Below are 22,891 nucleotides of genomic sequence, written 5' to 3'. Positions count from 1 at the left end.
GTGCCTCGCTCTGGTCTGACGGTCGACCCGGTGCTCTGGTTGCCCCTGTTCCGTCTTTCCATCCACGTGACGTACGTTCGAACGTGCGCCCGGCACCGCGACCCAGGTGACCCTACGACACCTTCCTTGAAGCGGGCACGGGTTCGCGCCCGGTTTTCACCGGTTGGCCAACTTCCGTTGGTGTGGCGGGCGTCGGACGGTACTCACGCATACTGGACGGGCATGATCACCGGTTCCGGTGCCACGGCCGACGACCGCTCCAGGGGGCTCTGTTGCCGTTCACGCTCAGCCATGCGGCGGCCGTGCTGCCCGCCATCCGCCGGGACGGCGGCGGCCGGGGCCGGCTGGTGCCCGCGGTGCTCGTCGCGGGCTCCTTCGCGCCCGACATGACCTACTACGCCTCGAGCGTCCTGCCGGGCGGCATGGAGTTCGGGGCGGTCACGCATTCCTTCGCCGGTGTGGCCGGCGTCGACGTGCCCATCTCCTGGGCGCTGGTGGGGTTGTGGCTGCTCGTCCGGGAACCGCTGGTGGCCCTGCTGCCCCGGGCCCGGCAGGGGCGACCGGCCGCTCTGCTGCGCTGCGGTGCGCCACGCGCCCATGTACGGGCCGCTTCGGTGCTGTGGTGGTACGTCTCCGCGGTTCTCGGCGCGCTGACGCATGTCGGGTGGGACGCGTTCACGCATCACGACCGGTGGGGGTCCCGGCTGGTTCCGGCCCTCGGGCGGGGCCTGGCGGGCATGCCGCTCTACTCGTGGCTGCAGTACGGCACGTCCGCGGTGGCCGCCGTGGTGATCGTCGTGTTCCTGGTCCGCGCGCTGCGGCGGGCGCCGGCCGGCGAGCCGGTGGGGGTGCCCGTCCTGTCCGTACGGGACCGTTGGTGGGCCACCGCCGTGCTCGGCGGCTGCGCCCTGGCGGGAGCGGTGCAGCGGGCGACGCGGTGGTCGGAGTACTGGGGCGCGAACGCGCAGCCCTGGGACCTGGTGCCCACCCTGTGCTTCGGTGTGGGCGCCGGGCTGGTCCTCGGGGTGCTGGTGTACGCGGTCGGGGTCAGGGTGTGGCGCCCTGCTCCGGTTCCGGGCAGTCCCGCGGCGTCGGCCGATGCGCGCCGGGACCGGTCGGCCGCTCGATGACCGGGGCCACGAACACGGTGAGGGTGCGCCGGGGCCGCGCTCTCGGGATGAGGGTGAGCAGCAGCGCGAGGTAGCCGCGGGCGAGATCGGGCCAGGCGCGCCAGTCGGGGGCGTGGCGGGTGCGGGCGGCCAGTCGGCGCCGGAGGTCCACCGCGGCCCTGCGTACGGTCGTGGCCAGGTCGGCGGGGATGCGGGCGGTGCTTGCGTCGGCCGCTAGGGCCGGGACCGGCGAGGCGGGCGTGGCCCGGTCCGAGGCGGTGTCCGCCGGGGCCGGGGTGCGGCCCTGCGCCTCGGGCGTCCGGCGATGGAGCATGCGTATACCCATGCTCGCAGTGTTGCGGTTGCGGGGCTCGGGGGGCGTTTTGGCGGGGGCCACGTGAGTGAAACACCCTCCGGGGGTTCGGCCGGGACGGGTGCCCGCGGGTGGGGTGGCCGTGGAGGTGCGGTGGGATCGGTGGGTTCGGCACCGCGGGAAGCGCCGATGGGGGTTGATCGCCGTCGCGGCGGAGAAGTGACTGGCCCCCGGTGTGGAAAAAGCGACCGTCGGACGGCGGAGGGGCGTTGTCCAGCCCTTGGCTGAAAACGCCCCTCCGCTGAGTCACCGAAGGCTAGTGCGCCGCCGACTCCCAGTCCGGGCCCACGCCCACCGAGACGTCGAGCGGGGCCCTCAGGTTGACCGCGTTCGCCATCTCGTGGCGGACGATCTCCTCGGTGGCCTCGCGCTCGCCGGGGGCGATCTCCAGGACGATTTCGTCGTGGACCTGGAGGAGCATGCGGGACTTGAGGTCCGCCTCGCGCAGGGCCCGGTCCACGTTGAGCATGGCGATCTTGACGATGTCGGCCGCCGTGCCCTGGATCGGCGCGTTCAGGGCCATGCGCTCGGCCGCCTCGCGGCGCTGGCGGTTGTCGCTGTTGAGGTCGGGGAGGTAGCGGCGGCGCCCGAAGAGCGTCGCCGTGTAGCCCGTCGCCCGCGCCTCGTCGACCGCCCGGCGCAGATAGTCCCGGACGCCGCCGAAGCGCTCGAAGTAGGTGTCCATCAGGGCGCGCGCCTCGGCCGCCTCGATGTTCAACTGCTGGGAGAGGCCGAAGGCGGAGAGGCCGTACGCCAGGCCGTACGACATGGCCTTGATCTTGCGCCGCATCTCCGCGTCCACCGCGTCCCGCTCGACCGAGAACACCTGGGAGGCGACCGTGGTGTGCAGGTCCTCGCCGGAGGTGAACGCCTCGATCAGGCCCTCGTCCTCGGAGAGGTGGGCCATCACACGCAGCTCGATCTGGCTGTAGTCGGCGGTCATCAGGGACTCGAAGCCCTCGCCGACCACGAAGCCGCGACGGATCGCCCGGCCCTCGTCGGTGCGGACCGGGATGTTCTGCAGGTTCGGGTCCGTGGAGGACAGCCGGCCGGTCGCGGCCACCGTCTGGTTGAAGGTCGTGTGGATACGGCCGTCGCCGGCGACGGTCTTGATCAGGCCCTCGACCGTGACGCGTAGCTTCGCCTGCTCACGGTGCCGGAGCATGATCACCGGCAGTTCGTTGTCGGTCTGGGTGGCGAGCCAGGCGAGGGCGTCGGCGTCGGTGGTGTAGCCGGTCTTGGTCTTCTTCGTCCTGGGCAGGGCCAGCTCACCGAAGAGGACCTCCTGGAGCTGCTTCGGGGAGCCCAGGTTGAACTCGTGACCGGCGGCCGCGTGCGCCTCCTTCACGGCCTGCTGCACGGCGCCGGCGAACATCTGCTCCATCGCCTCGAGGTGCGCGCGGTCGGCGGCGATGCCGTGGCGCTCCATGCGGGCGAGCAGGGCGGAGGTGGGCAGCTCCATGTCCCGGAGGAGGTCGGCGGCACCGACCTCCTGGAGGCGGGCCTCGAAGGCCTCGCCCAGGTCGAGGACGGCGCGGGCCTGGATCATCAGCGCCTCGGCCTCGGCGCCGTCGTCCGCGCCGAAGGCCAGCTGGCCGTCGGCCGCGGCGGCGGGGGCCAGCTCGCGGTGCAGGTACTCCAGGGACAGCGCGTCCAGGTCGAAGGAGCGGCGGCCCGGCTTGACCAGGTAGGCGGCGAGCGCGGTGTCCATGGCGACGCCCTCGACGCTCCAGCCGTGCTCGGCGAAGACCCGCATCGCGCCCTTGGCACTGTGGAGCACCTTGGCGCGGCCGGCGTCGGCCAGCCAGGCCGCGAACGCGTTCTCGTCGGTCTCGTCCAGCTCGGCCGGGTCGAACCAGGCGGCGGCTCCCCCGGCCGCCGCCAGGGCGACCTCGGCGACCGAGCCGGTGCCCAGGGCCCAGGTGCCGACCGTGGCGACGCCGAGGGTCCCGGTGCCGTGCTCGGCCAGCCAGGGGGCCAGCTCGCCGGTGCCGATGATCTTGCCGTCCACTTCCACACCGCCCGCCGCGACCGGGGTGGTCTCGGCCTCCTCGGTGCCCGGGTCGACCGCGAAGAGACGCTCGCGCAGCGACGGGTTGCGGATCTCCAGGGTGTCCAGGACCATCGTGACGGTCTTGCGGTCGTACGGGCCCCGCTCCAGGTCGGTGACCGTCCTCGGCAGCTCGACCCGGCGCTCCAGCTCGGTGAGACGGCGGTTGAGCTTGACCGCCTCCAGGTGGTCGCGGAGGTTCTGCCCGGCCTTGCCCTTGACCTCGTCGACGCGCTCGACCAGCTCCGCGAACGAGCCGAACTGGTTGATCCACTTCGCGGCGGTCTTCTCGCCGACACCGGGGATGCCGGGGAGGTTGTCGGACGGGTCGCCGCGCAGGGCCGCGAAGTCGGGGTACTGGACGGGTGTCAACCCGTACTTCTCGAAAACCTTCTCCGGGGTGAAGCGGGTCAGCTCCGAGACACCCTTCGTCGGGTACAGCACGGTCGTGTTCTCGGTGACCAGCTGGAAGGAGTCGCGGTCGCCGGTGACGATCAGCACCTCGAAGCCCTCGGCCTCGGCCTGGGTGGCGAGGGTGGCGATGATGTCGTCGGCCTCGAAGCCCTCGACGGCGAAGCGCGGCGCGTGCATGGCGTCGAGCAGCTCGCCGATCAGCTCGACCTGGCCCTTGAACTCGTCCGGGGTCTTGGAGCGGTTCGCCTTGTACTCGGTGAACTGCTCGGAGCGCCAGGTCTTGCGGGAGACGTCGAAGGCCACCGCGAAGTGCGTGGGGGCCTCGTCACGCAGGGTGTTGGCCAGCATCGACGCGAAGCCGTAGATCGCGTTCGTCGGCTGGCCCGTCGCGGTCGTGAAGTTCTCCGCGGGCAGCGCGAAGAACGCGCGGTAGGCCAGCGAGTGCCCGTCCATGAGCATCAGCCGGGGACGGATGCCGCCGGGGTTCTTGTCGGTCTTCTTCGATGCTGTCTCTGCCACGCCCCCGATCCTGCCACGCCCCACTGACACTCCGGGCCGCGGCGGGTTCGGCACCCGCCCACGGACACGGGCCGGACGCCCGCGGATCCCGGCTGGAACCCCCGCAGCCCCCCGCTGGAACCTCGCAGACCCCGGCGCAGGCACGGCGCCCGTCGCCCGGCAGGACCGGGGCTCACCGCTGTCGGTGCCCCGTGGGAGGATCGGAGGCGTACTTCTCACACGCAGTCGAAGGGGACCGTGCGATGGCGACCAAGCCGCCCAAGGGTGATCCGGTTCAGGACGCGCCGCAGGTCGCGGAGCCGAAGCACGCGGCGGCGGGGCTGCCCGCCATCGGGCACACCCTGCGCATCGCCCAGCAGCAGATGGGTGTGAAGCGCACCGCGCTGACCCTGCTGCGGGTGAACCAGAAGGACGGCTTCGACTGCCCGGGCTGCGCCTGGCCGGAGCCGGACCACCGGCACAAGGCGGAGTTCTGCGAGAACGGCGCGAAGGCGGTCGCCGAGGAGGCCACCCTGCGCCGGGTCACCCCGGAGTTCTTCGCCGCGCACTCCGTGGCCGACCTGGCCACCAGGAGCGGGTACTGGCTGGGACAGCAGGGGCGGCTCACGCATCCCATGCATCTCCCCGAGGGCGGAGATCACTACGAACCGGTGAGCTGGGAGCGTGCCTTCGACATCATCGCCGAGGAGATCTCCGCCCTCGGCTCCCCCGACGAGTCCGTGTTCTACACCTCGGGGCGGACCAGCAACGAGGCCGCGTTCCTCTACCAGCTCTTCGCGCGCGAGCTGGGCACGAACAACCTGCCCGACTGCTCGAACATGTGCCACGAGTCGTCCGGCTCGGCGCTCTCCGAGACGATCGGCATCGGCAAGGGCAGCGTCCTGCTGGAGGACCTCTACAAGGCCGACCTGATCGTCGTCGCGGGGCAGAACCCCGGGACGAACCACCCGCGCATGCTCTCCGCGCTGGAGAAGGCCAAGGCGAACGGCGCGAGGATCATCAGCATCAACCCGCTGCCCGAGGCCGGCCTGGAGCGGTTCAAGAACCCGCAGACCCCGCAGGGCATGCTCAAGGGCGCCGCCCTCACCGACCTGTTCCTGCAGATCCGCATCGGCGGCGACCAGGCTCTGTTCCGTCTCCTCAACAAGCTGATTCTGGACACCCGGGGCGCGGTCGACGAGGAGTTCGTCCGCGAACACACGCACGGGTACGAGGAGTTCGCCGAGGCCGCGCGCGCCGCCGACTGGGACGAGACGCTCAAGGCGACCGGCCTGTCCCGGACGGAGATCGAGCAGGCCCTCGGCATGGTCCTCGCCTCCGAGCGGACCATCGTCTGCTGGGCGATGGGCCTCACCCAGCACAAGCACGCCGTCCCGACCATCCGCGAAGTGGTCAACTTCCTGCTCCTGCGCGGCAACATCGGCCGCCCGGGCGCGGGGGTGTGCCCGGTGCGCGGCCACTCCAACGTGCAGGGCGACCGCACGATGGGCATCTTCGAGCGGCCCGCCCCGGCGTTCCTGGACGCACTGGAGAAGGAGTTCGGGTTCGCGCCCCCGCGTGAGCACGGATTCGACGTCGTACGGGCCATCCGCGCGCTGCGGGACGGCGAGGCGAAGGTGTTCTTCGCCATGGGCGGCAACTTCGTCTCCGCCTCCCCCGACACGGACGTCACCGAGGCGGCCATGCGGCGCGCGCGGCTGACCGTGCACGTGTCGACCAAGCTCAACCGCTCGCACGTCGTCACGGGCGCGCGTGCCCTCATCCTGCCGACGCTCGGCCGTACGGAGCGCGATCTGCAGGTCGGACCGAACGGGAAGAGCACAGAGCAGTTCGTCACCGTCGAGGACTCCATGGGCATGGTGCACGCCTCGCGCGGGCGGCTCGCGCCGGCGAGCCCGCAGCTGCTGTCCGAGCCGGCGATCGTGTGCCGGCTGGCGCGCCGGGTGCTCGGCGCGGACAGCAAGGTGCCGTGGGAGGAGTTCGAGAAGGACTACGCGACGATCCGCGACCGCATCGCGCGCGTGATCCCCGGTTTCGAGGACTTCAACGCGCGTGTGGCCCGCCCGGGCGGCTTCACGCTGCCGCACGCACCGCGCGACGAGCGCCGCTTCCCGACGGCGACCGGCAAGGCGAACTTCACGGCGGCGCCGGTGGAGTACCCGGAGCTGCCCGAGGGCCGGCTGCTGCTGCAGACACTGCGCTCGCACGACCAGTACAACACCACGATCTACGGCCTGGACGACCGCTACCGGGGCATCACCAACGGCCGCCGGGTGGTGCTGGTGAACCCGGAGGACGCGCGGGCCCTGGGGATCACCGACGGGTCGTACGTGGACCTGGTGGGCGAGTGGAAGGACGGCGTGGAGCGGCGGGCGCCCGGCTTCCGTGTCGTGCACTATCCGACGACGCGGGGCTGCGCGGCGGCGTACTACCCGGAGACCAACGTGCTCGTGCCGCTGGACGCCACCGCCGACACCAGCAACACCCCGGCCAGCAAGTCCGTCGTGGTCCGCCTGGAGAGTGCGCCGGAGGGCCGCCCGGAGACCCGGCCGGAAGCCCGTCTGGAACAATCGGCGACCGACTGAGCGTTCGCTCAGCCAAGAGACAGGCGTACGACGAACGGAGCCGGGCCCATGGGCGAGCAGCAGCAGGTGAAATTCCCGCAGGAAGTCATCGACGAGTACGCCGCGCTCGGTGTCGACCTGCCCGCGCTGTTCTCGGCGGGCCACCTCGGGACGCGGATGGGCGTGCAGATCCTGGAGGCGTCGGCGGAGCGGGTCGTCGGCACGATGCCGGTGGAGGGCAACACCCAGCCGTACGGGCTGCTGCACGGAGGCGCGTCCGCGGTGCTGGCGGAGACCCTGGGCTCGGTCGGCTCCATGCTGCACGGCGGCAGCTCGAAGATCGCGGTCGGCGTGGACCTGAACTGCACGCACCACCGCGGGGCCCGCTCGGGCCTGGTGACCGGCGTGGCGACGCCGGTGCACCGTGGGCGGTCGACGGCGACGTACGACATCGTGATCAGTGACGAGGAGGGTCGCCGGGTGTGCAGCGCCCGGCTGACCTGCCTGCTGCGCGACGTGCGGGCCGGTGACGAGGCGCACGTCCGGCCCGCCGGCGACTGAGAGCGTCCCCGCCGCCCCGTTGCCCCCCGCCGTCCCTCCCCCTTAGCTTCGGCACATGGGACGGCATGGGGGCCCCCGGCCGGGGGTGAGGTTCCTGGTGCTCTCGCTGGCGCTGCCGGCACTGCTGTGGACGACGAGCTGCGGCGGGACGGGCGGCGCCGGGCCGGGTGCGGGCGGCGCCGGCGCCCCCGGGCGCTCGGCCCGCGGCTCGGCCACCGCCTCCGCGTCGCCGGCCTCCGACGCGCAGCTGTGCGCGAGGATCGTCGCGTACTGGTCGCGGAAGGTGCTCGACAGCGGCACCTACGGCGACTACCAGTCCATGGGGCTGTCCAACGCGCAGTACGAGATCCTGCGTGGCGTCGTGGACGCGGCACGGGCGGCCGAGCGGCGCCAAGGGGCCGCTGCCGCCGACGAGTTGATCGACCGTCGGGCCCGCAGCGCCTGTGCCGAGCGGTACCGGCACGGAGCCCCGAGCGGAGGTCCGTGGCAATGAGCGGCATCGGCCCCCTGGAGCCCGGCGAGGGCACGCAGGCGTGGGACACCGCGCCGCAGGCGCCCCGCGGCCGCAGGCGCGCACTGCTCTCGTCCGTGTACGCCCGCCACCGCCGGGCCGCCCTGGCCCTCGCCGCCGTCGCGCTCCTGCTCGCGGGCGGCGGCTATCTCTACGCGTCCCGCCCGCAGCAGCCGCCACCGCCCCAAGTGCCTTACCCCGCCCAGGTGGTGACGATGTCGTACCTGCGCGAGCGGGCCGCCTCGCCCGGCGCGCCGGCCCGCAGCTTCCGCTTCGAGGTGCTGTTGAGCGTGGAGTCGGGACCGCCGGTCACCGTGACCCAAGTGGCCCAGCCCTACGCCGGTCTGTCGGTGGCCGCGGCGCCGCATGTCCCCTTCCGGACAAAGGCAGGCGCTCCCCGCAAGATCACCATTTCCATGCAAGTGACGGAATGCGGAAAGGTTCCGAAGGACGCCGGGATGCCTTTCCTGGAAGTAACTCTACGTAATACGCGCGCAATCCAGATTCAGAGTTTCATCCTCGGCCCCCACTACGCACAGCACCTCTCGCACGCCCTGAAAGTCGCCTGCAGCAACAGTGGCAGGTAATCACCAAAACCCTTGAGACACCTGAACCGATCACGGTGAGTCCTGCGGGTTCTCACAATGCGGACGGGGCGAATCGGCCGGAATTCCGGCGTACCCCCCACGGTGTACCGCTCTGCATTACCTCGTGTCATAACAAGAGCGTCACAGCATTGGTCAGACCCTCCTCCACGTTCCCCACACACGCCTAGAGTCACGGCCAGTCACCGCGCAGTCGGATTCTCACTTCGGCCAGGCGCGAGCGGCTCGACCGTTTCCACGGGGATGCGGTCGTCGATCGGAAAGGACTGATCGTGCGTCAACGTTCGCTCATCGCCATCACCGCCGCCCTGGCGGCGGGTGCACTCACCCTCACCGCCTGCGGCTCGCGCGACAGCGGCGACAAGGGTTCGGACTCCGGCAACGGCGGCGGCACCACCGTCACCATCGGCGTCGACGCCCCGCTGACCGGCGACCTGTCCGCACTCGGTCTGGGCATCCGGAACTCGGTGGACCTCGCGGCCAAGACGGCCAACAAGAAGAACTACGTCAAGGGCATCACCTTCAAGGTCGAGGCGCGCGACGACCAGGCGCAGCCCTCCTCGGGCCAGACGAACGCCACCGGGTTCGTCGGCGAGAAGGACGTCCTCGGCGTCGTCGGTCCGCTGAACTCCTCCGTGGCCCAGTCGATGCAGAAGGTCTTCGACGACGCCAAGCTGGTCGAGGTCTCCCCGGCCAACACCAGCCCGGACCTGACCCAGGGTCCCGACTGGCGCAAGTCGAAGTCGCGCCAGTACAAGTCGTACTTCCGCACCGCGACCACGGACGCCATCCAGGGCCCGTTCGCCGCCCAGTACGTCTACAACAAGGCCAAGAAGACCAAGGCCTTCGTCATCGACGACAAGAAGACGTACGGCGCCGGCCTCGCCGGGACGTTCACCGACGAGTTCAAGAAGCTCGGCGGCAAGATCGTCGGCACCGAGCACATCAACCCCGACACCAAGGACTTCTCCGCGGTCGCCACCAAGGTGAAGAACTCCGGTGCCCAGGTGGTCTACTACGGCGGCGAGTACCCGCAGGCCGGTCCGCTCAGCAAGCAGATCAAGGCCGCCGGCGCCAAGATCCCGCTGGTCGGCGGTGACGGCATCTACGCCGACGACTTCATCAAGCTGGCCGGCGCCTCCGGCAAGGGCGACCTGGCCACCTCGGTCGGCGCACCGGTCGAGACGCTCGACTCCGCCAAGGAGTTCGTCGCCAACTACAAGGCGGCGGGCTACAAGGAGGCGTACGCGGCGTACGGCGGCTACTCCTACGACTCGGCCTGGTCGATCATCGAGGCCGTGAAGAAGGTCGTCGACGACAACGGCGGCAAGCTGCCGTCCGACGCTCGCGCGAAGATCACCGCCGCGATGCAGAACGTCTCCTTCGACGGTGTGACCGGCAAGGTCTCCTTCGACGAGTACGGTGACGCGACCAACAAGCAGCTCACCGTCTACTCCGTGACGGGTGGTGCCTGGAAGGCTGTGGAGTCCGGCACCTACAACGGCAGCTGACCCACACCCGCACCAGCCGAGCCGCGCGGGGCGCTGTTCCACTGGCGCCCCGCGCGGACTCGCATCCGGCCACATCCGTCGAACTTTCCGAACGCTCGGAGGACATGCGGTGAACGAACTGCCGCAGCAGCTGGTCAACGGCCTGCTACTTGGATCCATGTACGGGCTGGTCGCCATTGGCTACACGATGGTCTATGGCATTGTCCAGCTCATCAACTTCGCCCACGGCGAGATATTCATGACCGGCGCGTTCGGCGCGCTCACGGTCTACGCCTACATCCTTCCCGACGGCACCTCGATGTGGGTGGCCCTGCCGCTGATGCTCATCGGCGCCATCCTCGTCGCCGTCACGGTCGCCGTCGGGGCGGAACGGTTCGCCTACCGCCCCCTGCGCAGCGCACCCCGCCTCGCTCCCCTCATCACCGCCATCGGTCTCTCCCTCGCCCTCCAGCAGGCGGTGTGGGCCTGGTACCCGGGCGCCAAGTCCGCCCGCACGTTCCCGAGCATCCCGGGCGGCCCCTTCGAGATCGGCAACGTCACGATCCAGACCGGTGACATCTTCCTGGTCTGCGCGGCGCCGCTCAGCATGGCGTTCCTCGCCTACTTCGTGATGCGCACCCGTACCGGGCGCGGCATGCAGGCCACCGCCCAGGACCCGGACACCGCGAAGCTGATGGGCATCAACACCGACCGCATCATCGTGGTCGCGTTCGCCCTCGGTGCCACCTTCGCCGCCGTCGGATCCGTGGCCTACGGCCTCAAGTACGGCCAGATCGACTTCCGCATGGGCTTCATCCTCGGCCTGAAGGCGTTCACCGCGGCCGTCCTCGGCGGCATCGGCAACATCTACGGCGCCATGCTCGGCGGCCTCGTCCTCGGCGTCGCCGAGGCCCTGTCCACCGCCTACATCGCCGACATCCCCGGCATGGACAAGTTCGGCAGCCAGTCCTGGGCAGACGTCTGGGCGTTCGTACTCCTCATCCTCGTTCTGCTGTTCAGGCCCCAGGGTCTGCTCGGCGAACGCGTCGCGGACAGGGCGTGACACCGATGACCACACAGACCACCGCATCCGAGACCCCGAGCGCTCCCGCGGCCGCCCCGTCCGGCCTGATCGGCCTGCCCGCCCCGCTCGGCCGGGCCCTCGCCACCGGCGGCGGCGTCCTGACGATCCTCTCCACCTTCCTCGCCTGGACCTGGACCGCCGCGTTCCCCGGTGACCTCACCGTCTACGGCTACCCGGGCGGCCTTCAGGTCCTCGTCCTGATCGGCGGCATCCTCACCACCGTCTTCGGTCTCGCCTCCTACGGCGTCAAGGGCCTGAAGTGGCTGACCCCGGGCAGCGCCGACAGCGCCCTGAAGACGGCCGCGCTCGGCGCCTTCGCCACCGCCTGGTACACGGTCATCGCCATCAGCGCCAAGCTGGGCGGCCTGGTGAACCTGGAGGCCGGCGGCTTCATCGTGGCCATCGCCACGCTGGCGGCCCTGGTCGGCGCGCTGGCCCTGCCGTACGAGCGGCCGGCCCCGGACCTCGCCGACCCGGACGACACCGGCCTGGAGCGGTTCCGCCACCAGTCCCGGCAGAACTGGAACAACTTCAAGGCGGCCTTCGCCGCCAAGGCCCCGGCGCCGGCCCCCAAGCTGCCCGCCTACGCCGAGATCCTCGTCATCATCGCGGCGATGGCCGTCGGTCTGATCGTCTTCACCTACGGCATCGGCACCGAGTACGACCAGCTGTTCATCGGCTTCCTCATCACCGCCGGCTTCGGCTTCGGTGCCCTCGCCAAGGCCGGGCTCGTGGCCCGGGTCTCGGCGATCACCGCGCGCCACCGCAACATCACCATGGCCGGTGCCTTCGCCGCCGCGGCCGCCTTCCCGTTCACCCAGTCCGACGACCAGTACGCGACGATCGGCGTCTACATCCTGATCTTCGCCACCGTCGCGCTCGGCCTGAACATCGTCGTCGGCCTCGCTGGCCTCCTCGACCTCGGTTACGTCGCCTTCCTCGGTGTCGGCGCCTACACCGCGGCCCTGGTCTCCGGCTCGCCGTCCTCGCCGCTGCACGTCAACTGGCCGTTCTGGGCCTCGGCGCTGTGCGGCGCGGCCGTCGCGATGGTCTTCGGTGTGCTGATCGGCGCCCCGACCCTGCGACTGCGCGGCGACTACCTCGCCATCGTGACCCTCGGTTTCGGTGAGATCTTCCGCATCACCGTCCTCAACATGGACGGCACCTCGGGCCCGGACGTCACCAACGGCTCCAACGGCATCTCCTCGATCCCGAACCTGAACATCCTCGGCTTCGACTTCGGCCAGGAGCACCAGCTCCTCGGCGCCACCGTCGGCCGGTTCGCGAACTACTTCCTGCTGATGCTGCTCATCACGTTCATCGTGGTCGTGGTGTTCCGGCGCAGCAGCGACTCCCGCATCGGCCGCGCCTGGATCGCCATCCGCGAGGACGAGACCGCCGCGCTCGCCATGGGCATCAACGGCTTCCGGGTCAAGCTCATCGCGTTCGCCCTGGGCGCCTGCATGGCCGGCCTCGCCGGTTCCGTCCAGGCCCACGTCACATACACGGTGACCCCGGAGCAGTACCAGTTCGCGCACGTCGTGCCGCCCAACTCGGCCTTCCTGCTTGCCGCGGTGGTCCTCGGCGGCATGGGCACCATCTCCGGTCCGCTGGTCGGTGCCGCGCTGCTGTACCTGATCCCGGCCAAGCTCCAGTTCCTGGGCGACTACCAGCTCTTCGCCTTCGGCGTCGCGCTCGTAATCCTGATGCGCTTCCGCCCCGAGGGCCTCATCCCCAACCGGCGCCGCCAGCTCGAATTCCACGAAGAGGCAGAAGCGCCCGCCGTCCTCAGCAAGGCAGGGGCGTGACCACATGACCACCGACACCACCACCCAGGACGCCGCCCCCGGCGCTTCCGCACCCGGCGAGGTCGTGCTCGACGCCCGCGGCGTCACGATGCGCTTCGGCGGTCTGACGGCCGTGCGCAATGTCGACTTCACCGTCAACAGCGGCGAGATCGTCGGTCTGATCGGCCCCAACGGCGCCGGCAAGACCACGTTCTTCAACTGCCTCACCGGTCTGTACGTACCCACCGAGGGCGAGGTCCGTTACAAGGGCCAGGTCCTGCCGCCGAAGTCCTTCAAGGTCACGGCGGCGGGCATCGCCCGTACCTTCCAGAACATCCGTCTGTTCGCCAACATGACGGTCCTGGAGAACGTGCTGGTCGGCCGACACACCCGCACCAGGGAGGGCCTGTGGTCCGCGCTGCTGCGCGGCCCCGGCTTCCACAAGGCCGAGGCGGCCTCCCGCGCCCGCGCCATGGAACTCCTGGAGTTCGTGGGCCTGGAGGCGAAGGCCGAGCACCTCGCCCGCAACCTCCCCTACGGCGAGCAGCGCAAGCTGGAGATCGCCCGGGCGCTGGCCAGCGAGCCCGGCCTGCTGCTCCTGGACGAGCCGACCGCGGGTATGAACCCGCAGGAGACCCGGGCCACCGAGGAACTGGTCTTCGCCATCCGGGACAAGGGCATCGCCGTGCTCGTCATCGAGCACGACATGCGCTTCATCTTCAACCTCTGCGACCGCGTCGCCGTCCTGGTGCAGGGCCAGAAGCTCGTCGAGGGCGACAGCGCGACCGTGCAGGGCGACGAGCGGGTCGTCGCCGCGTACCTCGGCGAACCCTTCGAGAACGCTCCCGGCGACGAGGAGGTCGCCGAGGTCGAGGCGGCCGAGGCGCACGCCGAGGCCACGACGGACGCCGCGCCCGGCAAGGAGAACGACCGATGACCGCACTGCTCGAAGTAGAGGACCTGCGGGTCGCCTACGGCAAGATCGAGGCCGTCAAGGGCATCTCCTTCAAGGTCGACGCCGGTCAGGTGGTCACCCTCATCGGCACCAACGGCGCCGGAAAGACCACCACCCTGCGCACGCTCTCCGGCCTGCTCAAGCCGGTCGGCGGGCAGATCAGGTTCAACGGCAAGTCGCTGAAGAAGATCCCGGCCCACCAGGTGGTCTCGCTGGGGCTCGCCCACTCCCCCGAGGGGCGGCACATCTTCCCGCGCATGACCATCGAGGACAACCTGCGCCTCGGTGCGTTCCTGCGGAGCGACAAGCCTGGCATCGAGAAGGACATCCAGCGCGCCTACGACCTCTTCCCCATCCTCGGGGAGCGCAGGAAGCAGGCGGCCGGCACCCTCTCCGGCGGTGAGCAGCAGATGCTGGCGATGGGCCGTGCACTGATGTCCCAGCCGAAGCTGCTGATGCTGGACGAGCCGTCCATGGGTCTGTCGCCGATCATGATGCAGAAGATCATGGCGACGATCGCCGAGCTGAAGTCCCAGGGCACGACGATCCTGCTGGTCGAGCAGAACGCCCAGGCGGCGCTCTCGCTCGCCGACCAGGGCCATGTCATGGAGGTCGGCAACATCGTCCTGTCGGGCACGGGCCAGGACCTGCTGCACGACGAGTCGGTCCGCAAGGCGTACCTCGGCGAGGACTGACCGCCGGGGCAGTCGAAGAGGCCCGCGCCCCCTTCTCCGGGGCGCGGGCCTCTTCGTTCAGGTGCGGGGTCAGGCCTTCTTCGCGGCCTTCTTCTCCTCGTTGTCCGCGATGACCGCCTCGGCGACCTGCTGCATCGACATCCGGCGGTCCATGGAGGTCTTCTGGATCCAGCGGAAGGCGGCGGGCTCGGTCAGCCCGTACTCGGTCTGCAGGATGGACTTGGCGCGGTCGACCAGCTTGCGCGTCTCCAGCCGCAGGGTGAGGTCGGCGACCTCCTTCTCCAGCTGCTTCAGTTCGGTGAAGCGGGAGACGGCCATCTCGATGGCCGGTACGACGTCGCTCTTGCTGAACGGCTTCACCAGGTAGGCCATGGCACCGGCGTCCCGGGCGCGCTCGACGAGGTCACGCTGGGAGAAGGCGGTGAGCATGAGGACCGGGGCGATGGACTCCTCGGCGATCTTCTCGGCCGCGGAGATGCCGTCCAGCTTGGGCATCTTCACATCGAGGATCACCAGGTCCGGCCGGTGCTCGCGGGCCAGCTCCACGGCCTGCTCCCCGTCCCCGGCCTCGCCGACGACGGTGTACCCCTCCTCCTCCAGCATCTCTTTCAGGTCGAGCCGGATCAGCGCCTCGTCCTCGGCGATGACGACACGGGTCGTCAGCGGAGGCACGTGCGACTTGTCGTCGTCGGGCACGTCTACGGGCTGGGGCGACTCGGCGGTCACGGGGGCTCCTCGTTCAGGGCAGGGGTACTGCTGACAAGAGCCTACCTAGCTACGGTATGGTGGACGCGCGGAGGGTCGGGGGAAACCTTGGATTCTGCGAGCCCCGGTAGCCCAATTGGCAGCAGGCAACGGATTCAAAACCCGTACAGTGTCGGTTCGAGTCCGACCCGGGGCACTTTTCCTTGGATTCCAAGGTCACCGAATTGGCTGGGCCCCTCCGAATGAGGGGCCCTTTTCCGTGCCCTGGCCCAACCCCGGGTCCGCTATTTGGGACTGTCGTCCTCGCCGATGTGGTGCACCCGGACCATGTTGGTCGAGCCGGAGACACCGGGCGGGGAACCCGCCGTGATGACCACGACGTCACCCTTCTGACAGCGGCCGTACTTCAGGAGCAGCTCGTCCACCTGGTCGACCATGGCGTCCGTGGAGTCGACGTGCGGGCCGAGGAAGGTCTCCACGCCCCAGGTGAGGCTGAGCTGGGAGCGGGTGGCCTGCTCCGGGGTGAAGGCCAGCAGCGGGATGGGCGAGCGGTAGCGGGACAGTCGGCGGGCCGTGTCTCCCGACTGGGTGAAGGCCACCAGGAACTTCGCCCCGAGGAAGTCGCCCATCTCGGCCGCGGCCCGGGCGACGGCGCCGCCCTGGGTGCGGGGCTTGTTCCGCTCGGTCAGTGGCGGCAGACCCTTGGCGAGCAGGTCCTCCTCGGCCGCCTCGACGATCTTCGCCATCGTCCGCACGGTCTCGATCGGGTACTTGCCGACGCTGGTCTCGCCGGACAGCATCACCGCGTCCGTACCGTCGATGACCGCGTTGGCCACGTCCGAGGCCTCGGCGCGGGTCGGGCGGGAGTTGTCGATCATCGAGTCCAGCATCTGGGTGGCCACGATGACCGGTTTGGCGTTGCGCTTGGCGAGCTTGACGGCGCGCTTCTGCACGATCGGGACCTGCTCCAGCGGCATCTCCACGCCCAGGTCGCCGCGCGCGACCATGATGCCGTCGAAGGCGGCGACGATGTCGTCGATGTCGGCGACCGCCTGCGGCTTCTCCACCTTGGCGATCACCGGGAGGCGGCGGCCCTCCTCATCCATGATGCGGTGGACGTCCACGGCGTCCTTGCCGCTGCGCACGAAGGAGAGGGCGATGACGTCGAAGCCGGTGCGCAGCGCCCAGCGCAGGTCGTCCTCGTCCTTCTTGGAGAGGGCGGGCACGGAGACGGCCACGCCGGGGAGGTTCAGGCCCTTGTGGTCGGAGATGACGCCGCCCTCGATCACCCGGGTGTGGACCCGGGGGCCGTCGACGGCGGTGACCTCCAGGCAGACCCTGCCGTCGTCCACGAGGATGCGCTCACCCGGGGTGACATCGGCGGCGAGGCCGGCATACGTGGTGCCGCAGGCGTGCCGGTCGCCCTCGACGCCCTCCTCGACGGTGATGGTGAAGGAGTCACCGCGTTCAAGGAGTACGGGTCCTTCGCTGAAGCGGCCGAGCCGGATCTTCGGACCTTGAAGGTCGGCGAGGATTCCGACGCTGCGACCGGTTTCGTCGGCCGCCTTTCGCACGTGCCGGTATCGCTCCTCGTGCTCGGCGTGAGTGCCGTGGCTGAGGTTGAAGCGGGCGACGTCCATTCCGGCCTCGACCAGTGCCTTGATCTGGTCGTACGAGTCGGTGGCGGGCCCCAGAGTACAGACGATCTTTGCTCGGCGCATGATTCGAGCCTAGGCCTTACCCGCCGGTAGAGAATCCGGGCTACATGACCACTCAACAACCTTTGAGTAAAGGGCTATTGACAAGTGTTGAATTGTGCAGCCGCCCGCTCCTATGAGCGAATCTTTTTGGTCATAGCTTCTTTGTGTCCGGAATTCACAGCCGTGGCGGTACCAGTGTGAACTGGGCGCTGACCTGGGCGGTGACACGCAGTCGCGACGGCTCCAGATCGAGGGGTTCGGCCGGCTCGGCCGCTTCGGCCATGCCCATACGGCGCACACCCCGTCCGAAGGCGGCCCCGCCGGCCCGCGGCCGCTCGGCGCCGGTGTCGGCCAGTTCGACCAGGGCGGCGATCGAGGTGCCGAGGGCCTCGGCGTACTCCCGGGCCCGCTGGAGCGCCTCACCGACCGCCCGCCGCCGGGCCTCGGCATGCACCGGCGAGCCGGGACGCAGGGACCACCAGGGGCCGTCGACCCGGGTCAGCTCCAAGTCGGCCAGGCGCGTGGTCAGTTCACCGAGGACGGTGAAGTCCGAGAACTCGGCGCCGAGGTGGACCCGGCCCTGGTAGCTGCGCACCCGCTCGCCCCTGCCGCGCTCGGTGAGCTCCGGGGTGATGGAGAAGGCGCCGGTGGACAGCTCCTCCACCGCGTCCCCGTAGGACTTCACGAGGTCGAGCACGGCGGCGTTGCGCCGGGTGAGGTCGTCCAGGGTGGAGCGCCGGTCGCGGCCGCGGGCGGTCACGGTCACGCCGATGCGGGCGATCTCGGGCTCGACGTCGAGTTCGGCCTCGCCGCGGACCACGAGGAGAGGGGCGTCGGGGGTGCCGTACGGGACGGTCGACGGAGAGGTCATACGTCCCACTCTGTCACGCACCTCCCGCTTCGGCGGCCGCAGTTCACGCTTCAGGTCACCAGATCGCAACCTCTTGGACCTGTTGCCGTCAGTCATGACCAGGTCAGAATCTACGCGCGTTGTTGACCATTCGCCGAGGAGACCGAGAGATGCCTTTGAACCGCCGGAAGTTCCTGAAGAAGTCCGCCGCGACGGGCGCGGGAGTCGCGATCGCCGGTGCGGCGGCGGCTCCGGCGGCCGAGGCGGCCGAGCAGTCGACGCCCGGAAAGCACGTGAAGCGCCACTCGCTCACCGTCATGGGCACCACCGACCTGCACGGCCACGTCTTCAACTGGGACTACTTCAAGAACGCGGAGTACACCGACAAGGCGGGCAACGCCCAGGGCCTGGCCCGGATCTCGACGCTGGTCAACCAGATCCGCGCGGAGAAGGGCCACTGCAACACGCTGCTGCTGGACGCCGGCGACACGATCCAGGGCACCCCGCTGACGTACTACTACGCCAAGGTCGACCCGATCACCGCCAAGGGCGGCCCGGTGCACCCGATGGCGCAGGCGATGAACGCGATCGGGTACGACGCCGCGGCGCTCGGCAACCACGAGTTCAACTACGGCATCGAGACCCTGCGCAAGTTCGAGGACCAGCTGGGCTTCCCGCTGCTCGGCGCCAACGCGGTCGACGCGAAGACGCTGCGGCCCGCCTTCCCGCCCTACTTCGTCAAGACCTTCCACGTGCCGGGCGCCCGTCCGGTCAAGGTCGCCGTGCTCGGTCTGACCAACCCCGGCATCGCGATCTGGGACAAGGCGTACGTGCAGGGCAAACTGGCGTTCCCGGGCCTGGAGGAGCAGGCCGCGAAGTGGGTGCCGAAGCTGAAGGCGCTGGGCGCCGACGTCGTCGTGGTCTCGGCGCACTCCGGGTCCTCCGGCACCTCGTCCTACGGTGACCAGCTGCCGTACGTGGAGAACGCGGCCGCCAACGTGGCCAAGCAGGTTCCGGACATCGACGCGATCCTCGTCGGGCACGCGCACGTGGAGATCCCGGAGCTGAAGGTCACCAACGACAAGACCGGTAAGACGGTCGTGCTGTCGGAGCCGCTGGCCTACGCGGAGCGGCTGTCCGTGTTCGACATCGAGCTGGTCTTCGAGAAGGGCCGGTGGACCGTCGAGTCCGTCTCCTCGAAGGTGCTCAACTCCAACTCGGTCGCCGACGACCCGGAGATCACCAAGCTGCTCGGCGACGAGCACGCGAAGGTCGTCAAGTACGTGAACCAGGTCGTCGGCACCGCGACCGCGACGCTGACGACGGTCGAGGCCCGCTACAAGGACGCCCCGATCATCGACCTGATCACCAAGGTCCAGGAGGACGTGGTCAAGGCCGCGCTGGCGGGCACCGAGTACGCTTCGCTGCCGGTCGTCGCGCAGGCCTCGCCGTTCTCCCGCACCTCCGAGATCCCGGCCGGCAACGTGACCATCCGCGACCTGTCGAGCCTCTACGTGTACGACAACACGCTGGTCGCCAAGCTGCTGACGGGCGCACAGGTGCGGGCGTACCTGGAGTACTCGGCGGCGTACTACGTCCAGACGGCCGCCGACGCCGCCGTCGACGTGGAGAAGCTGACCAACGAGGGCGGCCGTCCCGACTACAACTACGACTACGTCTCGGGCCTGTCGTACGACATCGACATCGCCCAGCCGGTCGGTTCGCGGATCAAGAACCTCACCTTCAACGGTGCCGCGCTGGACGACGCCCAGCAGTTCGTGTTCGCGGTGAACAACTACCGCGCCAACGGCGGCGGCGCCTTCCCGCACGTCGCCTCGGCCAAGGAACTGTGGTCGGAGTCGACGGAGATCCGCACCCGGATCGCGGAGTGGGTCACCACGAAGGGCGTCCTGGACCCGAAGGACTTCGCATCCGTGGACTGGAAGCTCACGCGGAACGGCACGCCCGTCTTCTAGGTCGCGCAGGAAGGGAACCGGCCGCCCGGGACCGGCCACGCACAGGATGCGTGTCACCGTCCCGGGGGCCTTCTACCTTTCGTCCACCAGCGGGGTCAGCCGTGTCGCCTGTCTGGCCCGCGGCACCCGGGACTGCGGCTCCTCCAGTCCGTACGTGGTGAAGGACGTTCGGGTGGGCAGCGGGTACGGCTCCTTGCCCGTGAGGGAGTTGAGGATGGTGGCGCTGCGCCAGGCGGCGAGCCCGAGGTCGGGGGTACCGACGCCGTGGGCGTGGAGTCCGGCGTTCTGGACGTACACCGACCCGGTGACCGAGGGGTCGAGCACCAGGCGGAACTCCCCCTCGATACGCGGGCGTTCGCTGCTGTCGCGGCGCATGTAGGGGTCGAGTCCCGCGAGGAGGCGGCCCAGCGGGCGCTCGCGGTAGCCGGTGGCGAGGACGACGGCGTCCGTGGTGAGCCGGGAGCGGCTGCCCTGCTGGACGTGCTCCAGGTGGAGTTCGACCTTGGTGGTGGCGACACGGCCGGCGGTACGGACGCGGACCCCGGGAGTCAGGACGGCGTCGGGCCAGCCTCCGTCCAGGGTGCGCCGGTACAGCTCGTCGTGGATGTCGGCGAGGGTGCCGGCGTCGATGCCCTTGTGCAGCTGCCACTGGGCGGCGACCAGCCGGTCACGGACGGGTTCGGCGAGGGCCTGGAAGTACCGGGTGTAGTCGGGCGTGAAGTGTTCCAGGCCGAGCTTGGAGTACTCCATCGGCGCGAACGCCTCGCTCCGGCCGATCCAGTGCAGCCTCTCGCGTCCGGCGGGGCGGTGGCGCAGCAGATCGAGGAAGACCTCGGCGCCGGACTGTCCTGAGCCGACGACGGTGACGTGCTCGGCGGCGAGCACGGTGGCGCGGTGGTCGAGGTAGTCGGAGGCGTGGACGACCGGGACGCCGGGCGCCTCGACGAGGGGCTGCAGCGGGTCGGGCACGTAGGGGGCGGTGCCCACGCCGAGGACGACGTTGCGGGTGTAGGTGCGCCCCAGTGCCTCGGCCTCGCCCTCGGCGTCGAGCTGGGTGAAGTCGACCTCGAACACGTCGCGTTCGGGGTTCCAGCGGACGGCGTCGACCTGGTGGCGGAAGCGCAGCCCGGGGAGGTTCTCGGAGACCCAGCGGCAGTAGGCGTCGTACTCGGCGCGCTGGATCTGGAAGCGCTCGGCGAAGTAGAAGGGGAAGAGCCGCTCGCGGGTCCTGAGGTAGTTGAGGAAGCTCCACGGGCTGGTGGGGTCGGCGAGGGTCACCAGGTCGGCGAGGAACGGCACCTGGATGGTGGCGCCCTCGATGAGGAGACCGGGGTGCCAGGCGAAGGCGTGACGCTGTTCGTAGAAGACGGCGTCGAGTTCGGCGAGCGGGTGGGCGAGGGCGGCGAGGGAGAGGTTGCAGGGGCCGATGCCGATACCGACCAGGTCGCGCGGGGACTCGGGCTCGTGGCGTGGAGGGATGGTCATCTGGGGGTGGTTCCTTCTACGAGTTTGAGGAGCTGGGCCAGTTCGTCCGGCCGGGTGTGGGGGTTGAGGAAGGTGGCCTTGAGCCAGAGGCGGTCGTCGAGCCGGGCGCGGCCGAGGACGGCCCGGCCCTCGTGCAGCAGCCTGCGGCGTACGGCGGCCACCGTGTCGTCGTCCGCGTCGGCGGGACGGAACAGGACCGTGCTGATGACGGGCCGGTCGTACAGCTCGAAGCCGGTGTGGCCCTGGACGAGCGCGGCGAACTCCCGCGCGCGGGCGCAGACCTGGTCGACCAGGGCCCCGAGCCCGCTGCGGCCCAGCGTCTTCAGGGTGACGGCGATCTTGAGGATGTCCGGGCGGCGGGTGGTGCGCAGGGAGCGGCCGAGCAGGTCGGGGAGTCCGGCCTCGGTGTCGTCGTCGGCGTTCAGGTAGTCGGCGCGCTGGTGCAGGGCGGCGAGGTCGCGGGGCCGGGCCACGGCGAGCAGGCCGGCTGCGGCCGGCTGCCAGCCGAGCTTGTGCAGGTCGAGGGTGACGGTGTGGGCGGCTTCGAGTCCGGCGAGCTTGTCCCGGTGCCGGTCGCTGAAGGCGAGGCCGCCACCGTAGGCGGCGTCGATGTGCAGGCGGGCGCCGTGGGCGGTGCACAGGCCGGCGATCTCGGGCAGCGGGTCGATGAGCCCGGCGTCGGTGGTGCCGGCGGTGGCGGCGACCAGCAGCGGGCCGGAGAGCGCGGTGAGGGCCGCGTCGATGGCGGCCGGGTCGAGGATGCCGCCCGGGGCGGGGACGACGACCGGCTCGGGCAGGCCGAGCAGCCAGGCGGCGCGGGGCAGCGAGTGGTGGGCGTTGGCCCCGCAGACCAGCTGGACGCTGCCGCCGTGGGCCTCGCGGGCGAGCAGCAGGGCGAGCTGGTTGGACTCGGTGCCGCCGGTGGTGACCAGGGCGTCGGCGAGGCCGATCTCCTGGGCGAGGGCGCGGGTGACCTCGGCTTCCAGCGCGGAGGCGGCCGGGGCCTGGTCCCAGGAGTCCAGGGACGGGTTGAGGACACCGGCGGCGAGGTCGGCGGCGGTGGCGACGGCGAGCGGCGGGCAGTGCAGATGGGCCGCGCACAGCGGGTCGGCGGGGTCGGCGGCGCCCTCGGCCAGGGCATGCACGAGGGCGCGCAGCGCGTCGGGGTCGCCGTCGTCCGGCAGCACGTCCCCGAGGGCGTCGGTGATCCGTGCGGCGACGGCCCCGGGCCCGCCGGCCGGCAGCGGTCCGCTGCGGGCCCGGGCACCGCTCGCGAGTGCGTCTATGACGGTGTCCAGGAGCGGCCGCAGGGCTCCGGGGCCGTCGGGTCCTGAGGCGAGGGGCGGCATGCTCATGGGCTCTCCTCCGGGGCGCGGGGACATGGGGCGACCATGGGGGGCTTCCGGCTGGTGCAGGGGCCTCTGTACGGCGTCTTCCAGTTTGTATGGGAAGAGTCCC

At 70.4% G+C, this 22,891-nt stretch carries 18 protein-coding genes and 1 tRNA gene; 12 read left to right on the top strand and 7 right to left on the bottom strand.

All coding sequences use genetic code 11. The annotated features are described in order from the left end of the window. Positions 1-272: 272 nt before the first annotated feature. Positions 273-1,130, top strand: a complete 858-nt coding sequence (locus tag ACIF83_RS21675; RefSeq protein ID WP_399729066.1) for a DUF4184 family protein — start codon at positions 273-275, stop codon at positions 1,128-1,130. On the opposite strand, the gene ACIF83_RS21670 is transcribed toward ACIF83_RS21675, so the two are convergent. Together ACIF83_RS21670 and polA are read right to left on the bottom strand one after the other, a co-directional pair. Then, positions 1,048-1,455 carry a hypothetical protein gene (locus ACIF83_RS21670; protein WP_399729063.1) on the bottom strand — a complete coding sequence of 136 codons (408 nt, stop codon included), beginning with the start codon at positions 1,453-1,455 and terminating at the stop codon, positions 1,048-1,050. The genes ACIF83_RS21675 and ACIF83_RS21670 overlap by 83 nt on opposite strands. 283 nt (positions 1,456-1,738) lie before the next feature. After that, positions 1,739-4,465: a DNA polymerase I gene (gene polA, locus ACIF83_RS21665; RefSeq protein ID WP_399729060.1), complete on the bottom strand. Its 2,727-nt coding sequence runs from the start codon at positions 4,463-4,465 to the stop codon at positions 1,739-1,741. A 242-nt stretch (positions 4,466-4,707) separates the two neighbouring features. On the opposite strand from polA, the gene ACIF83_RS21660 reads away from it, so the two are divergent. The 9 genes from ACIF83_RS21660 to ACIF83_RS21620 all read left to right on the top strand — a co-directional run bounded on the left by ACIF83_RS21660 (position 4,708) and on the right by ACIF83_RS21620 (position 14,717). After that, complete coding sequence (locus ACIF83_RS21660) at positions 4,708-7,050, top strand: FdhF/YdeP family oxidoreductase (RefSeq protein WP_399729057.1); 2,343 nt, start codon at positions 4,708-4,710, stop codon at positions 7,048-7,050. Positions 7,051-7,098: 48 nt separating this feature from the next. Beyond that, the gene (locus ACIF83_RS21655; RefSeq protein ID WP_386574167.1) at positions 7,099-7,590 is read left to right on the top strand and encodes a PaaI family thioesterase; all 492 of its coding nucleotides are present in this window, start codon (positions 7,099-7,101) and stop codon (positions 7,588-7,590) included. 55 nt (positions 7,591-7,645) lie between these two features. Continuing rightward, positions 7,646-8,083, top strand: coding sequence for a hypothetical protein (locus ACIF83_RS21650; protein WP_399729055.1), 438 nt, complete (start codon positions 7,646-7,648; stop codon positions 8,081-8,083). Next, complete coding sequence (locus ACIF83_RS21645) at positions 8,080-8,688, top strand: Tat pathway signal sequence domain protein (protein ID WP_399729052.1); 609 nt, start codon at positions 8,080-8,082, stop codon at positions 8,686-8,688. The genes ACIF83_RS21650 and ACIF83_RS21645 overlap by 4 nt, the downstream gene beginning before the upstream one ends. A 290-nt stretch (positions 8,689-8,978) precedes the next feature. Next, a complete protein-coding gene (locus ACIF83_RS21640; protein WP_393466660.1) occupies positions 8,979-10,217 on the top strand; it encodes a branched-chain amino acid ABC transporter substrate-binding protein in 1,239 nt (412 codons plus the stop codon). A gap of 109 nt (positions 10,218-10,326) precedes the next feature. Then, a complete protein-coding gene (locus ACIF83_RS21635) occupies positions 10,327-11,259 on the top strand; it encodes a branched-chain amino acid ABC transporter permease (RefSeq protein WP_145875065.1) in 933 nt (310 codons plus the stop codon). Between the two features lie 5 nt (positions 11,260-11,264). Next, entirely contained in the window at positions 11,265-13,088 is a 1,824-nt protein-coding gene (locus ACIF83_RS21630) for a branched-chain amino acid ABC transporter permease (protein WP_393466657.1), read from the top strand. 4 nt (positions 13,089-13,092) lie between these two features. Beyond that, the gene (locus ACIF83_RS21625) at positions 13,093-14,004 is read left to right on the top strand and encodes an ABC transporter ATP-binding protein (RefSeq protein ID WP_393466654.1); all 912 of its coding nucleotides are present in this window, start codon (positions 13,093-13,095) and stop codon (positions 14,002-14,004) included. After that, positions 14,001-14,717, top strand: coding sequence for an ABC transporter ATP-binding protein (locus tag ACIF83_RS21620; protein ID WP_393466651.1), 717 nt, complete (start codon positions 14,001-14,003; stop codon positions 14,715-14,717). Before ACIF83_RS21625 ends, ACIF83_RS21620 begins: the two co-directional genes overlap by 4 nt. A gap of 69 nt (positions 14,718-14,786) precedes the next feature. Here the strand turns inward: ACIF83_RS21620 and ACIF83_RS21615 are convergent, their stop codons facing one another. Then, complete coding sequence (locus ACIF83_RS21615; RefSeq protein WP_393466650.1) at positions 14,787-15,443, bottom strand: ANTAR domain-containing response regulator; 657 nt, start codon at positions 15,441-15,443, stop codon at positions 14,787-14,789. Between the two features lie 100 nt (positions 15,444-15,543). On the opposite strand from ACIF83_RS21615, the gene ACIF83_RS21610 reads away from it, so the two are divergent. Further along, positions 15,544-15,618 (top strand) — tRNA-Leu (locus ACIF83_RS21610). Between the two features lie 88 nt (positions 15,619-15,706). On the opposite strand, the gene pyk is transcribed toward ACIF83_RS21610, so the two are convergent. Both pyk and ACIF83_RS21600 read right to left on the bottom strand, forming a co-directional pair. Then, positions 15,707-17,143, bottom strand: a complete 1,437-nt coding sequence (gene pyk / locus ACIF83_RS21605) for a pyruvate kinase (RefSeq protein ID WP_399729045.1) — start codon at positions 17,141-17,143, stop codon at positions 15,707-15,709. 154 nt (positions 17,144-17,297) lie between these two features. After that, entirely contained in the window at positions 17,298-17,993 is a 696-nt protein-coding gene (locus ACIF83_RS21600; RefSeq protein ID WP_393466644.1) for an SIMPL domain-containing protein, read from the bottom strand. 149 nt (positions 17,994-18,142) lie between these two features. Here ACIF83_RS21600 and ACIF83_RS21595 point away from each other — a divergent pair, with 149 nt between their 5' ends. Further along, entirely contained in the window at positions 18,143-19,948 is a 1,806-nt protein-coding gene (locus ACIF83_RS21595) for a bifunctional metallophosphatase/5'-nucleotidase (protein ID WP_399729042.1), read from the top strand. 72 nt (positions 19,949-20,020) lie between these two features. Here the strand turns inward: ACIF83_RS21595 and ACIF83_RS21590 are convergent, their stop codons facing one another. Together ACIF83_RS21590 and ACIF83_RS21585 are read right to left on the bottom strand one after the other, a co-directional pair. Further along, on the bottom strand, positions 20,021-21,433 hold the full coding sequence (locus tag ACIF83_RS21590) for a lysine N(6)-hydroxylase/L-ornithine N(5)-oxygenase family protein (RefSeq protein ID WP_398138548.1): 1,413 nt from the start codon (positions 21,431-21,433) through the stop codon (positions 20,021-20,023). Next, positions 21,430-22,788: a pyridoxal phosphate-dependent decarboxylase family protein gene (locus ACIF83_RS21585; protein WP_399729039.1), complete on the bottom strand. Its 1,359-nt coding sequence runs from the start codon at positions 22,786-22,788 to the stop codon at positions 21,430-21,432. The genes ACIF83_RS21590 and ACIF83_RS21585 overlap by 4 nt, the downstream gene beginning before the upstream one ends. Positions 22,789-22,891 lie beyond the last annotated feature (103 nt).

Source organism: Streptomyces sp. NPDC085866 (assembly GCF_044541035.1).
GTDB lineage: Bacteria > Actinomycetota > Actinomycetes > Streptomycetales > Streptomycetaceae > Streptomyces.
This window is presented reverse-complemented; position numbering and strand designations above follow the sequence as displayed.